General features: G+C 59.9%; 14 protein-coding genes. 5 read left to right on the forward strand and 9 right to left on the reverse strand.

All coding sequences use genetic code 11. The annotated features are described in order from the left end of the window. Positions 1-157 precede the first annotated feature (157 nt). Positions 158-1672, forward strand: coding sequence for a SulP family inorganic anion transporter (locus tag HMPREF2785_RS11095; RefSeq protein ID WP_070615586.1), 1515 nt, complete (start codon positions 158-160; stop codon positions 1670-1672). Positions 1673-1682: 10 nt separating this feature from the next. After that, entirely contained in the window at positions 1683-2093 is a 411-nt protein-coding gene (locus HMPREF2785_RS11100; protein ID WP_070615589.1) for a hypothetical protein, read from the forward strand. A 9-nt stretch (positions 2094-2102) separates the two neighbouring features. Here HMPREF2785_RS11100 and HMPREF2785_RS11105 read toward each other — a convergent pair whose 3' ends face one another. Continuing rightward, complete coding sequence (locus tag HMPREF2785_RS11105) at positions 2103-3323, reverse strand: ATP-binding protein (protein ID WP_070615592.1); 1221 nt, start codon at positions 3321-3323, stop codon at positions 2103-2105. 155 nt (positions 3324-3478) lie between these two features. Between HMPREF2785_RS11105 and HMPREF2785_RS11110 the strand changes: the two genes are divergently transcribed. Then, positions 3479-4042 (forward strand): TetR/AcrR family transcriptional regulator, encoded by a 564-nt coding sequence (locus HMPREF2785_RS11110; protein WP_070568856.1) that lies wholly within the window; start codon positions 3479-3481, stop codon positions 4040-4042. A gap of 3 nt (positions 4043-4045) precedes the next feature. Here the strand turns inward: HMPREF2785_RS11110 and HMPREF2785_RS11115 are convergent, their stop codons facing one another. Further along, positions 4046-5638 (reverse strand): cation:proton antiporter, encoded by a 1593-nt coding sequence (locus HMPREF2785_RS11115; RefSeq protein WP_070453294.1) that lies wholly within the window; start codon positions 5636-5638, stop codon positions 4046-4048. 84 nt (positions 5639-5722) lie between these two features. Here HMPREF2785_RS11115 and HMPREF2785_RS11120 point away from each other — a divergent pair, with 84 nt between their 5' ends. Next, on the forward strand, positions 5723-5917 hold the full coding sequence (locus HMPREF2785_RS11120; RefSeq protein ID WP_070453297.1) for a hypothetical protein: 195 nt from the start codon (positions 5723-5725) through the stop codon (positions 5915-5917). A gap of 81 nt (positions 5918-5998) precedes the next feature. Continuing rightward, the gene (locus tag HMPREF2785_RS11125; RefSeq protein ID WP_245167960.1) at positions 5999-6952 is read left to right on the forward strand and encodes an iron-siderophore ABC transporter substrate-binding protein; all 954 of its coding nucleotides are present in this window, start codon (positions 5999-6001) and stop codon (positions 6950-6952) included. A gap of 21 nt (positions 6953-6973) precedes the next feature. Here the strand turns inward: HMPREF2785_RS11125 and HMPREF2785_RS11130 are convergent, their stop codons facing one another. From HMPREF2785_RS11130 to glf, 7 genes are all read right to left on the reverse strand, one after another. Next, positions 6974-7744 (reverse strand): ABC transporter ATP-binding protein, encoded by a 771-nt coding sequence (locus tag HMPREF2785_RS11130; RefSeq protein WP_070423332.1) that lies wholly within the window; start codon positions 7742-7744, stop codon positions 6974-6976. After that, a complete protein-coding gene (locus HMPREF2785_RS11135) occupies positions 7741-8736 on the reverse strand; it encodes a FecCD family ABC transporter permease (protein WP_083279546.1) in 996 nt (331 codons plus the stop codon). Before HMPREF2785_RS11135 ends, HMPREF2785_RS11130 begins: the two co-directional genes overlap by 4 nt. After that, on the reverse strand, positions 8736-9758 hold the full coding sequence (locus tag HMPREF2785_RS11140; RefSeq protein WP_070615595.1) for a FecCD family ABC transporter permease: 1023 nt from the start codon (positions 9756-9758) through the stop codon (positions 8736-8738). Before HMPREF2785_RS11140 ends, HMPREF2785_RS11135 begins: the two co-directional genes overlap by 1 nt. A gap of 12 nt (positions 9759-9770) precedes the next feature. Beyond that, on the reverse strand, positions 9771-10673 hold the full coding sequence (locus tag HMPREF2785_RS11145; protein WP_070615598.1) for a siderophore-interacting protein: 903 nt from the start codon (positions 10671-10673) through the stop codon (positions 9771-9773). A 303-nt stretch (positions 10674-10976) separates the two neighbouring features. Then, complete coding sequence (locus tag HMPREF2785_RS11150; RefSeq protein ID WP_070453310.1) at positions 10977-12689, reverse strand: RNA-binding domain-containing protein; 1713 nt, start codon at positions 12687-12689, stop codon at positions 10977-10979. Between the two features lie 128 nt (positions 12690-12817). Continuing rightward, the gene (locus tag HMPREF2785_RS11155) at positions 12818-13054 is read right to left on the reverse strand and encodes a hypothetical protein (protein WP_070423337.1); all 237 of its coding nucleotides are present in this window, start codon (positions 13052-13054) and stop codon (positions 12818-12820) included. Between the two features lie 9 nt (positions 13055-13063). After that, a complete protein-coding gene (gene glf, locus HMPREF2785_RS11160; RefSeq protein ID WP_070615601.1) occupies positions 13064-14254 on the reverse strand; it encodes a UDP-galactopyranose mutase in 1191 nt (396 codons plus the stop codon). Positions 14255-14257: the final 3 nt, after the last annotated feature.

Genomic DNA, 14257 nt, shown 5'->3' on the forward strand with positions numbered 1-14257 from the left:
TCACTTTCTATTGTGGGCAGTCGGAGTTAAGCGTAATCGCTGGGCGCCGAATCTCCCGCTGTGGCTCGCGGGGTGTCGGCCGATGTCGGCGCCGTGGGCTACGGTTGCCACGGTTGTCACAACGTTTTTGAACGGAAAGCGAACGGAAAGCACAGGCATGTCTGTATCTCTCGAGCACGCCCCGACCGGGGTGGTTGCGTCGTTTCGTTATGCGTTTTCTTCGGGGACGCGGCTTCGTCGTGAAGTACTCGCCGGGCTCACCGTCGCCTTAGCGCTCATCCCCGAGGCCATCGCCTTTTCCATCCTCGCCGGCGTCGACCCCGCCGTCGGCCTGTTCGCCTCCGCCACCATGGCTGTGACCATCGCGTTTACCGGCGGGCGGCCGGCGATGATCTCCGCCGCAACCGGCGCAGTCGCCCTCGTCATCGCACCCGTCTCGCGCGAGTACGGCATGGACTACTTCATCGCCACCGTGCTGCTCGCCGGCGTGTTCCAAATCATCCTGGCGGCACTCGGCGTGGCGAAACTGCAGCGCTTCATCCCGCGCTCAGTCATGGTTGGTTTTGTCAACGCCCTCGGCATCCTCATCTTCGCTGCGCAGATGCAGCACCTTATCGACGTCGCCTGGCCCGTCTACGCGCTCACCGCCGCCGGCCTGCTCATCATGGTGTTCTGGCCGAAAATCACCAACGCGGTCCCCGCCCCGCTGGTTACCATCGCGGTGCTGACCGTCGTGGTTGTGCTTGCCGGCATCACCGTGCCCACCGTCTCCGACATGGGCGAACTACCCCGCTCCTTCCCCGCCATGATGATCCCGCACGTGCCGCTGACGTGGGAGACGTTCCAGATCATCGCGCCGTACGCGCTGGCCATGGCAATCGTGGGCCTGTTGGAATCGCTCATGACCGCAAAACTTGTCGACGACATCACCGACACCCACTCCGACAAAACCCGCGAATCCTGGGGCCAGGGCGTGGCCAACATCGTCACCGGCCTCTTCGGCGGCATGGGTGGCTGCGCCATGATCGGCCAAACCCTGATCAACTCTCGCGAAGCCGGCGCCCGCACCCGCCTGTCCACCCTGCTGGCCGGCGTGTTCCTGTTGGTTCTCCTGCTGGCGTTCGGCGATGTTGTGGGCATCATCCCGATGGCCGCGCTCGTCGCCATCATGATCGTCGTCTCCCTTGGCACGATCGACTGGCACTCCATCCACCCGCGCACCCTCAAACTCATGCCGGTGTCCGAAACCATCGTCATGGTGGTCACCGTTGCCGCCACCTTGATCACCAGCAACCTCGCCGTCGGCGTGGTGCTCGGCGTGGTCACCGCCATGATCATGTTTGCCCGCCGCGTCGCCCACCTCGCGTCGGTAGAGAAGGTGACGGAGCTCGACACTGATGGCGACGGCCGCATCGACACCCGTACCTACCGCATCCACGGCCAACTCTTCTGGGCATCCAGCAACGACCTGGTCTACGCCTTCGACTACGCCGACGACGCCGACCACATCATCATCGATCTCAGCCACGCCGAAATCTGGGACGCCTCCACCGTGGCCACCCTCGACTCCATCACCCAGAAGTTCCACAACCGCGGCAAAACCGTCACCATCACTGGCCTCGATGGCCCCAGCAAAGCCCGACTCGACCGCCTCACCGGCCAACTCCCGTAGGCTCTTCGCCATGAAGCCTTACAACTACAACGGCGATTACGACGCCGACGGCCTCCCCATCGGGGGATCTGGAGACCGGAGTGGAACTGGCGGCGGACAGGGTGGCGGATTTCTCGGGGGAAGCTCGGTTGAACGCACGCCACTCGGCGCCCCCAATGAACACCGCACGCCCGGCACACCCGCCCGCAACTACACCATCGGCGCAATCCTCATCGCCATCTGCGTGCTGTCCTTTTCGTTCCTTTCCGGCGCAACCGCCGTGTTCGTCGGCATCTTCGGCGCCATCGCCGGTGCCGTCTTCCTCATCATGGGTGTTCAAGGCAGCAACGACGCACCCAACCTGGAGCAGCACTACTTCGACTCCCAACCCGAGGTGGACTGGGACGACAACTTCAAGCGCGAGTTCGGCGACGGGCGGTAAGTGGTTCGGCTACGGGCCTAGCGCCCCGATCGGCACAACCACCACACCGTCCGCTCGACGGTGTGCAGGCCCACCAGAGGTGACAACGAGCAACACGGTGTCCTGTTCAAGCTGTTCGTCAAACCTCTTAAGGGTGTCTGCCGCGTGATCGAGAATTTCCGGCGTGTACCCAAGTTTGACCTCAACCAGGATGTCGACGCCTTCGTAGTTCACCACCGCATCAACCTCAAGCTTCGTGTTTAGCCGAGCGTGGTACACCGTCTTGCCAGTCAGTGCGCGAAGCTCGTGGAAAACGAGCGACTCGAAAAGCTGCCCAAAGTAGCGCGGATCCTGCAACAGTTGCTGAGGACCGCGCTCAAGTGCAGCCATCGCAAAGGACGGGTCCGCGAGGTGACGCTTGGGTGACTTGCGCAAGGTTGCTTTCGACCGCAGGTGCGTAGACCACGCTGGCTGATCCACCGAAATAAAGATCCGCGATAACGCGTCGAGATAATCACGTGCGGTTTCACGATGCATGTCGATATCAGTCGCAATTGTTTGCAGATCAACCTCTGTAGCAACCGCGCGAGAGATGGACTGCATTATCCTGCGCACACGCTCCGAGTCTCGCGAGACTTCACCCACAGTGTGGATATCCACATCGGCGACCGTCTGCACGTAATCACGGACGTTCTCTATCGCGTCATCCAAGGAAAGGTCCGCGTTGTAAGGAAGGCCTCCGCGACACATTCGCTCAGCAAGCTCAGTCAGCGTCAAGGCAGGAGTTGCAAACTGAGGCGCATTGCCCGCAGCAATCTTGCTGAGGGATGCAGAACCTTCTGACTCTCCCGACTCGAACAGGGTCATCGTCGACATCGTTAGGCGCGCAAATCTTCCAGCACCAGAGTGGCGGGTTGCGTCCACTCCCGGAGCGGTGGAACCCGTGAAGATGAACTGTCCCTTCGCCTTACGAGAATCAATCTCGTGCCGCGCAAAATCCCAAAGACGCGGTTGCAATTGCCACTCGTCGACGAGGCGAGGGGTGCCACCTTCGAGCAGTACACGTGGATCGGTCGCCATCGCCAGCGGGACGCTCGGATCAGTTTCAACATTCAAGACACTCCCGGCCTGCCGGCTCGCGGTTTCCGTTTTCCCGCAGCCCTTCGGCCCTTGAATGAGCACTCCACCTTGGCGGCGAAGAGCGCTTTCGAGTTGGCCATCCGCAAGCCTTGGAATGTATGAGTTTGACATGCCAAAACTATACCTCCCACCAGCACATTCGACACTTTGAAACGGTTTTGTTCGACATTTTGAAACGGTTTCACTTTGCACTTTGAAATTCTGCGAGATAGTCGGCGGAAACATGTCTCACCGAAACGAAATAACCACTCCGTAGACTCAGGGGCATGCCGAAGATTACTGAGGACACCGTCGCCGAGCACCGCGCCGTGCAACACCGCGCGGTGCTTGACGCCGCCGAGCGCCTCATCGTCGAAAACCACGGCAAGGTTCCCACCCTGGCGGAAGTGGCTGCCGCGGTCGGTCTCGCGCGACCCAGCGTGTACCGGTATGCAAAATCCCAACACGACCTGCTGGTCCAGCTCCTCATCGCGGCCACCGACGAGTGGAACGCCGAACTCGAGGCCAAGATTAAAAACGCGCCGCCGGAGCCTCATCAGCGCATCCGCGCCTACGTGGACGCCACCCTGGACCTCTTCGCGCATGGTGGCCACGGCCCACTCATGGCGGCGGCGAAGAACTTCCCGGAGGCGTTTGCCGACGACAACGTGCAACGCTCCCACGCCGGATTCCGCACCATCGTGGCGGACTTTTGCCCTGGCGTATCAGCCGTGGATATCGCGCTGCTCAACTCCGCCATTGCGCGTGCAGCCGAGTTCGCCGCCACACCGGAGGCGTTCAAGGCGGCGCGGGAGACGTTATATGCGATGGCGGATGTGGTCGTCGATTAGCAACTAGGACTCCCACTTCACCATCTGGCTTGGGCGTGCGAGCACGTTGCGCTTGCTGGCCACGATAAGACGGTCCAGGTCAGCCTGCACCGCGTCCACATCCGCCGGGTTGTACTGGCGCTCCCTGCGCGCCCGGTGCAACTCGGAGCTCGCCGCCTTAAGCGCAACCTTCTGCATTTCAATCGCGCTTTCGCGAGCGCGCTCGAAAGCTGCCATGCGCTCGTCAGTGCTTTCCGGATCCTGCAGGCGCTGCTCCGTAATCGAGTTCAACCACTCCTGCACCATCGTGTACGCCTCCGGCGCATGCTCCTCGCCGTGTTCGCGCACCGCCTTGTGCGCCGCCGCGTACGCCCGCTGGTTCAATTCTTCAATTGCCCGGTCTGCTTCTGGGCCTTTTTGCAGGTCCATCTTCCGCACCAGCCATGGCAGCATGAGGCCGGGGATCACCATCGTGCAGGTCAGCACCGTCAACGCAATGACGGACAGTTCGTGGTGGTACTCGGTTGCCGACGGCGGGATAGCCAACACCAGCGCCAACGTGACCAAACCGCGCATGCCAGACCACGCCATCAGGAGCACCTCCTGCAGGCGCAGTGGCGACACGTGCGTGCGACCCTTGCGCACGTTCAACTTGTACAGCACCCACATCCAGGCCAGACGCACCACAAATGCGACGACGGAGAGCACCACGCCGACTTGTACGGCGGGCCAAATGTAGGTGCCGGCGGTGTCGATAGCATCACGCACGCTCATGCCGATCAACCCGAACGCCACGCCCGTGAACAGCAGCTCCACTGTTTCCCAGAACGAGTGACCGGTCAGGCGGTCCTCCGCTGTCATCGTGGAGCGCGACGACAACTCCACCGCGGCGATCACGATCGCGATCACGCCCGAAGCGTGGATCGCCTCACAACCTGCATAGATGGCGAACGGCAGCACCCACGTAAACGCGGTACGGATCACGGAATCTGGCACCGAGTTTGCAAACAGCGCAGCTAGCCTGCCGACGATCAACCCCACCACCACAGCAACCGCCGCGGCATAAAGGAACTCAACGAATCCCTTGGTGAAGTCCACTTCACCCTCTGCAATCACCGCAGCCATGGCGATGTTGAAGGTGACAATCGAGGCGGCGTCGTTAAACAGCCCCTCCGTCTGCAACGTTCCGGTGATGCGCTTCGGAATGCCAGCCGGTCCCGCCACCGCGTCGACCGCGACTGGGTCCGGCGGGGCGATCGCCGCCGCCAACACCATCGCGGTAGCCAGACTCACACCCGGCAGGATCCACATCGCCGTCGCCGTCAGCGCCGCGATAGTAAGGAACACCAGGATGACCGACATGGTCAGCACCACGTTGAGCTGCGAGCCGATCTGACCCCAACTCGTGCGCCTGGCCAGCGACCACAGCAGTGGCGGCAGGAAGATCGGCAAGATCAGGTGTGTGTCAATGGACACCGTGTCAATGCCTGGAATGAAAATCACCGGCGCCACCACGATGGTCAGCAGCGCCGGCCACGGAATGCCCGTGCGCTCACCAACCGCAGCGACAATGACGGTGGCCAGCAACAATCCGATTAGCGCAATAAACGTTCCCACGCTGGCTCAGCTTACGACGCTGACGCTGGTTCCTCGCCCATCTGCTGAATTCACAGAAATCCGATATCGGCTTCCGCCGGCGACGTGTTGGACGTCATCGGCGACTCCGTCCCGGCCTTCACCACCCCATATGCACTGCTTGCCCACAACGACTCGGCCGAGTTCGGCACCGATGACGACACGGTGGTTGGCATCATCAACCGCTCCGACATCAACCGGTACCTCGTCTCGACGTTCGTCGCCCCGGTCCCGAGCGCCCAGACAAGGATTGTCACTTAGGCAAGGCATGCCTTAGAGTAATCACGTTAGGTCAGGGAGACCTAACGTGAAACTTTTTGACCACCTACGAAAGGTGCAACCTTGGCACTCTTTACCTCTCGCGCCCTGAAGGGGATCGCAGCCACGTTCACTGCGGCGCTCATGCTTGCCAGCTGCTCCAGCGGATCAAGCGATTCAACAACCGCTCCCGAAACTTCCGATGCCAACGGGTCAGAGGAGCGCATTGTGACAATGGGCCTCGGCGACGTCGATACGGTCCTTGCCCTGGGCGAACAACCGGTTGGTTACGCCACCTGGCAACAGGAAGGTACGGGGGACCCTTCCGGACTTGGACCGTGGGCCAAGGACAAGCTCACAGTCGAACCAAACCCGCTCCGGGACACGACCACCGAGTTCAGTACTGACACTGCCGAACAAGTTGCCTCGCTCAACCCGACAAAGATCATTGCAGTGAATAGCGGCCTCGAAGCCGATAAGAGGGCATTACTCGAGCAGATTGCACCAACCACCTTCCACTCGGATGAGTACCAAGATTGGCAGGTGCCATGGGACGAACAGATTAAGGAAATCTCCAAGGCGTTGAATAAGGAGGCCGAAGGCGAAAAGCTCATCGCCGACTCCGAGAAGGCCTTCCAGGATTTCCGTGAAGCGCACCCCGAGTTGCAAGGCAAAACAGCGGTAATCGGCATGCCTTACGACGGAAAGTTTGGCGTCTACACCTCGGGCGACGGCCGCGGCTCCTTCATCGAAAAACTAGGGTTCAAGATCCCGGAGAAGTTCAACGGCGATGGCTCCAGCTTCTTCCTTGACTGGTCCCCCGAGAACTACGCCGACTTCAACGACGTGGATTACCTCTTCGTGCTGGACTACTACGGCGCAATCGATGCTCTGAAGAACGACGCCACCTTCATGGACCTCGATGTGAATAAGCGTGGCGGGGTCTACTGGTTAGACACAGATACCGCCAACGCAATGAGCATGCCGAACCCCCTCACGATCCCGTACGCAATCGATCAATTCAAAAAGCAGCTCTAGAACACCAGGCAGAAGTGGTGCTTACCGGGGTACAACCAGTGGCCCCCCGTTTACCGGGTCTGTTGCCACGACAGCAGGCAGATGAAAAACACGGTCCAGTAAGGACTCGGTGAGCACCTCGGCGGGCGCACCGACCGCTTCCACCTCGCCACGCTGCATCACGATGAGTTGATCTGAGTAGCGTGCAGCGAGGTTCAAGTCATGCAGCACCATAAGCACGGTTCTCCCCTCCTGATCAGCGAGACGACGTACGAGTGACAAGACCTCGACAGAGTGAGACAAGTCGAGATAGGTCGTAGGCTCGTCCAACAACACGAGCGGAGTCTCCTGAGCTAAGACCATCGCAATCCAAGCGCGCTGACGCTGACCACCAGAAAGTCGCTCGAGCGGACGGTTTGCAAACTCCGTGATATTGGTCAGTTCCATCACCTCATCGACCACACGTGAATCCTCAGCCGAGCTCTGTCGCAACCAAGATCGATGTGGGTGGCGTCCACGGCCAACCAAATCATGCACTGTCAGCCCCTCGGGAGCCACCGGAGTCTGTGGCAACACTGCAAGCTGACGCGCAATCTCGCGGCGCTTCAGATTCGCCATGTCCACGCCGTTCAGCGTTACCGTGCCGCAGTCACGCGTAAGAAGCCCTGCCACAGCACGCAACAGCGTTGACTTGCCACAACCGTTTGGGCCGATGATTGTGGTGATTCCGCCTTTGGACACGTCGAAATCAATGCCCTTAAGGATGACGGAAGCGCCATAACTTACCTTAAGATTTCGGACCTGAAGCATCATATGGACACCTTTCGTGTTGCACGCAACAGCGTGTAAAGCAGCACTGCGCCACCAATTGCAGTTGTGGCTATCCCCACCGGCAGATTCCCCGGCACCAGGGTTCGCACCGCCAAGTCAGCGACGGATACGATCGCCGCGCCAGTAAGCATCGCGGTTCCTAATGGCGGCGTTGCTGCATGTGTGATCTTGCGTCCGATCTGTGGTGCGACAAACGCCACGAAGGCTATCGGCCCAGATGCCGCAACGCCCATCGATGCCAGTATTACAGCCATTAGCATGAGGGTCAGCTGGGTACGCCGGGGCTCTACCCCGAGACCAGCAGCAGTGTCCTCCCCCAAAGAGAGTGCCTCAAGCTTGAAGGCTACCCACCGCAATAGTGGAATGACGACCGCCAGTGCAATGAGTACCGCGATGGCGTCGTGCCAACTAGAAGAACCCACCGAACCGGTCACCCACGCCTGCGCCTTGCCTACATCTCGATAGTCAGCACGAACAAGCAGGAACGAGTTGTAGGCCATCGCCAGCGCATTGATGATGATGCCGGCGAAGACAAGCTGGAAAGACCCTAGTCCAGCACCACGACTCAGCCACCAGATTGCCGCAGATACGGTCAGTCCCCCGAGGAATGCACTGAGCGGCACGCCCAATACACGCAGCATCATCCCGGCACTTCCACCAGCGAGTAGCGCGGTCAACGCGAAAGCGGAGGCACCCGAGGTGACCCCCAAGATGTCCGGACTCGCCAGTGGGTTCCTTGTAATGGTCTGGAAAATTGCCCCGGCAAAGCCCAGCGCAGCACCTACCCCCAGCGCCGTGACCACTCGTGGCAGGCGCCACTCGAGAACTACAGTCCGGGTCAGCTCTGCCGTTTGGCCCATGAGAGCGGAAACTACGTCTCGAACCGATAGCTCGAAATCTCCAACCATCACGCCCCCGAGGGCAGCGGCTAGGGCCAGCACCGCAAGAGCAGTGTTTATCGCGAAAACCCGCATCAGAGTTTCGTCCCCTTCCGCAAGATATGCAGTGCAAATGGGGCCCCAACGAAGGCGAGTGTGATGCCCACCTGTAATTCTCCAGGGCGCGCGATGACGCGACCAATAACGTCAGCAAGCAAGAGCAACGTCGCCCCAGCCAGCGCGGAACACGGCAGCACCCAGCGGTAGTCCGGGCCGGTGAGGCTACGCACGAGGTGCGGAACAACCAGGCCAACGAACCCGATCGGTCCGGCTCCAGCCACCGCTGCGCCAGTAAGCAATGCAACCAGGACGATACCCAAGGTCCGCGCGATAGAAACTCGGACGCCAAGTGCATTTGCAACGTCATCCCCCAAGTTCAGGAGGTTTAGCTGATTCGCTGAAGCAAAGGCGCCCACGAGCCCAAGAACAATCACGGGAGCAAGGACCGTGACCACCTGCATATCGCGTCCGGCGATAGCACCCGCTGTCCAAAACCGCATCTCATTAAGGCTTCGCGTATGCGTCAGTACGATGCCGCTCGTCAGCGCAGAACAAACCGCACCCAACGCGGAACCACCAAGCACCACCGTGATCGGCGTAGATCCCAGGCTTCTCATACTGAGCACGAACACAAGCGCTACCGCAAGTATCGCCCCGAGAAATCCCACCCCGACAGTGCCCAATACCGTCATTGACCCATGAAAGGAAATGGCTGCTGCCACAGCAAGCGCCGCGCCAGGCCCGACGCCCAGCAGGTTTGTGTCTGCTAACGGGTTTCGAGTGTGTCCCTGCAGCAGTGCGCCCGCAGTGCCCAGCGCTGCCCCCACCAACAGACCAAGCAGAGTGCGCGGAACACGGAGCTGCGCGATGATCTTCGCCTCATCGCTGGACGCCTCAGGCTGTTCGTCTGCGCCCGAGAACGCCAGCATGAGTCCATTACGAACCGCGCTCACCGTTGCCTCGAAACCCATTTCGCGCGCCCCGATCAACAGCGACACCAGCGCTGCACACACAGTGGAAACCACAAGGAAGGCGACAAGCCCAACACGTTTAGTCACGCTGTAACTCCGTTACCGCCAGTATCCCATGAACGACACGTGGTGACGAGGCACTCCCGCCTCACCCACCAGAAGCCGCCGCATCGCCGTCACAGCCGTATTCTTCCCAGCGATCCAGTAGTAGGTGTGCCCTGCAGTACCCGACGTGGGACCTATCAATTCTCCACTGCTGGAATACGTGGGTGTCTCCCAGACTTCATCGAGCTGGGCTTCATCCACAAGGCCAGTTTTTCCAGTTTCCAACGAAGCGGAGGCACAACGGGATCCAACTTCCTGTTTCAGCTGCGCAAGAAGCAAGCCTCCGTAGTCGAAGTCACCCTCTTCACGAAAGTGCCAACGGATATCAACCTGTGAAGGGTAGTCGATGGGCAGGTGATTGCCGGCGGGCACCTCGATATCAACCGAACCGGCGAGCCCCTCGGGCCAATCCCCCAAGATACGAGCCATTGCAGGCAACGCGGTTTCATCGCCGTAAAGACGCACAATCGCAGCAGATCCGGGGTCAAACTCAATACCAACACCGGAATCATCGTCGCGGGTTGGTCCAATAATCAGCAGCTGCTGCCCAGGGTGTGCGTCCTGCGCCCACGCCGAGGCGGGACCGGGACTATCGCTGTGCAGAACAAAATCCACATCCACTTCGTCAGGGCTGTCAGCACTTCGCCGGAACTCCCGAATGGAATAGGTACGCAGGTGTCCGCGCATGTGCTCCGGCATCGCACGCCATGTGTCCCACCACCCCTCTTCGGGAAGCTCGAACAGACCGCTGGCAGGCGGGATCAGCAGCTTGATACGCAAATCCCTGATAGGAACGGCGGGTCCCATGTCGTCGACCCCGGTGAACGTCACCCGCTGGAAACTCGGCGCAATGCGTTCACTGCGGACGACGGTTGCAAGGAAAGGTCTAAAACTCACCCCGCAAACTATATAGGCTTGCCTATCCTAAGGAAAGCATTGAGGTGAGCAGTCCCGGCGCCCGTGTAGCCGGCCAAACGGCTAGTCGCCTTTAAGACCGGTGACGGCACGGGCGCGGGCATCATCAACCGCCCTGACATCAACCGGTACCTCGTGTCCGCCTTCGTCGCCCCGGTCCCGAGCGCCTAGCCACCCGGTTGCGGAGTTGTTTGAAACAACTCCGAAACAACTCTTCGCAAAACTCACCCGAAATTAAACCATCGACGCAGGTCACAATAGTTGTTTCGAGTTGTTTTGAGTTGTTTATACCGAAACCCAACGGACACTCGGGCCTCGCGTTGGGCTCCCGTCGGCGATTTTCGCTTTCCCTAGGTCCCGAAGGTGGCGAAGGATTCGGCTCACTGATTCACGCTCGACGCCGAGTTCATTCGCAACCTCACGAGCGTTCAGGGACTTCCCCTCGCGCAACTGAGCAACGATCCAGTCCTCGGTAGTCACGGATGCAATCACAGTGGAACCGTTTTCCTCAAACGCCGTCCGTGCTCGAGCAGACAATATCCACTCGGGGGCATCCCGCAAAGGTTCTAGGAAGCCCTGACTTGCATACCACCCCAAGTATTCTTGGGCCTGCGCTTCCGGGACTTGCATGAGTCGGGCCGCCGTGGACGTCATCAAAATCTGGTTGTTCGCCAGATGACGCGCCACTAAGAGCCCATTTACGCTATTGAATATCGCCTCTCCGAACTCAGCACGCAGCAGGTACAGCGACTTAATAAAAGCCGAATCGACGTTTCCGGCGGGCAACGTGACCTCCACAAACGGTCCATCGGCATTCAGACTAGGCGCTTGTCTACCACTGGCGAGCATGGAGACCCACATGCGATCGAAGCCTCGCGAAGACTCTTCAGCGAGGCCCAACCGTCGCAATGCACCCATCAGAATCGGGTTACGCGGGATCGATTGGGTGGTCAGAATCCTTTCCTCAGGCACGCCGACAGGGAGACCACCAGGAGACCAAACGGTCAGACTGGTCGGAGACTGATCAACAACGATTGCAGTGGTCGCTCCCCAGTCGCGGTGCGCGAATGCGTTGGAAACAATTTCGTCTACAGCAGCCGCAGGAAACGCCGGAATGGGAAACTCTTGCCCGTTCGGGAGTTGCACTCGCGCAATTTCCTGCGACGTGTGAGCCTTAATCAACGCACGAAGCTGTTCTGATGCAGTAATCAACGGTGCGGAGATCTCGGTGACTTTCGGATCGCCACTGGGCACGTCGCGAAGCAAGTGTCGCACGACCGTCCGGTTGCGCAGCGGCTGCATGAAGAGAATTTCTGCCGCAAAGGTCAGCGCGCCATCGGGCGTAAACAATCCCAACTCACTGCAGAGTTCAAGACTCGTCTGGGGTACAGGAGAGTCATCACCCAAGGCATGCTTCCGGTTGGCAAGGAGTGCTTTAGCCTGCTCGATTGCCTTAGGATCGAGATCTTCAGGGCTTCGTCGAGACGCAGTAGCGCTCAGGTCAGGGTTCGAACGGGACAGGTGAATACTGCGACGCTCATCCTCGCCCAGAGGGACGCAGTTTTTCCCGACACGTTTACTGGCTTGGCCTTTGGAACGCTGATACAGCGCCATCCCCCGTGGGATGCGCAATGCAATCAAACGCTTGCCGCAGCGCTCGATTTCAGAAGCTTCGACCTGAATATGAGGCTGCGTCTTGCTGTAAATCTTTTCCACCAACCAGTCGCATGAGCGATCGGTGCCAGTGAACGCAGCAGGGCCTGCCTTCTTGTCATTGACGCCAAGGACGATGTAGGCGACACCGCCGTCGGCGTTGGAGAAACAAATGACCTCGTCGACAAGAAACTCCACAAGCCCCGCATCGGGGTTCTTGTTCATCGGGTGGACAGCAGGATCTTCCTTGAAATCCAGTACCTGGGATTCCCAGCTCCCAGCGCTATCTCCGGCCTCAATTGCCGACAGCGCTTCCTCCACACCCTCAAAACCCGAATCGAGCATGGGCTCAGAATAACAAAAGTTGTTTCAAAGTTGTTTCAAACAACTCCGAAACAACTTACCGCAAAACTCGCCCAAAATTAGACCATCGACGCAGGCCAGAATAGTTGTTTGGAGTTGTTTTGAGTTGTTTATAACTCGACCGTCGTGCCGTCGATCACCTTGGACGGCACACCGATCTTGCCGGCGGCGCGCACGTCAGCGAACCCGTCAAGCGAGTCGCGCAGGGTGAGGAAGCGTTTGAGGTTGCGCAGGTTGGTGACGTCGAGAAGTTCGGCGTCGCCGAAGGCCTGCGGGTCTGCCTTAAACTGCGCGATCACGTCCGTGCAGTCGGGGCAGTCGGGGTGAACGAAAATCTCAGCGCTCACAAGTACCTCCTAGTGGCCGCGCGGCTGGGACAGTGGCTCGCCGGACTCGAAGAACGGACGGAGCTGGTTGTCGAACAGGGTCAGCGCAGACGCGATGGCCATGTGCATGTCCAGGTACTGGTAGGTGCCCAGGCGGCCGCCGAAGAGGACGTTGTGTTGTTCGGATTCGGTGGCGGCGAGTCGTCGATAAGCTTCGAGCTTTGCGCGGTCCTCGGGGGTGTTGATCGGGTAGTACACCTCGTCGTCGCCCTCGGCGAAGCGGGAGTATTCCTTGACAATGACGGTCTTGTCGGTGGGGTACTCGGTGCGCTCCGGGTGGAAGTGGCGGAACTCGTGGATGCGGGTGTAGGGGACGTCGGCGTCGTTGTAGTTCATCACCGAGGTGCCCTGGAAGTCGCCGGTGTTCAGCACTTCCTGCTCAAAGTCGAGGGTGCGCCAGCCGAGGTGGCCTTCGGCGTAATCGAAGTACTGGTCGAGCGGGCCGGTGTAGACCACTGGTGCGTCGGGGTTTTCGGCGCGGATGTCGTCGCGGACGGTGAACCAGTCGGTGTCGGTGCGGACGTCGATAAGCTCATGCTCCGCCATCTTCTCCAGCCAGGCGGCGTATCCGTCGACGGGGAGGCCTTCGTACTTGTCGTTGAAGTAACGGTTGTTAAAGGTGTAGCGCACTGGCAAGCGGGAGATGATCTCCGGCGGCAGGTCAGTCGGGTCGGTCTGCCACTGCTTGGCGGTGTAGTGCTTCACAAACGCCTCGTAGAGCGGCTTGCCGATCAGGGCGATGCCGCGCTCTTCCAGGTTGGTCGCGGCGGCTGGGTCGAGGCCTTCACGCTGCTGTTCGATGAGCTTCTTCGCTTCGTCCGGCGAGTAGTAGCGGCCGAAGAACTGGTTGATCAGGCCGAGCCCCATGGGGAATTGGTAGGCGGTGCCGTCGTGCATCGCAAACACGCGGTGCTGGTAGTCGGTGAACGAGGTGAAGCGGTTGACGTATTCCCACACGCGCTCGTTCGACGTATGGAAGAGGTGCGCGCCGTATTTGTGCACCTCGATGCCGGTTTCCGGCTCTTGCTCCGAGTAGGCGTTGCCGCCGATGTGGTTGCGCTTTTCCACCACCAGCACGCGTTTGCCCAGCTCGCTCGCCGCTTGCTCGGCCACCGTAAGACCGAAGAACCCTGATCCAACAACAATGAGGTCGTATGCCATGCG

It is taken from the genome of Corynebacterium sp. HMSC067D03 (assembly GCF_001811185.1).
Lineage (GTDB): Bacteria > Actinomycetota > Actinomycetes > Mycobacteriales > Mycobacteriaceae > Corynebacterium > Corynebacterium coyleae.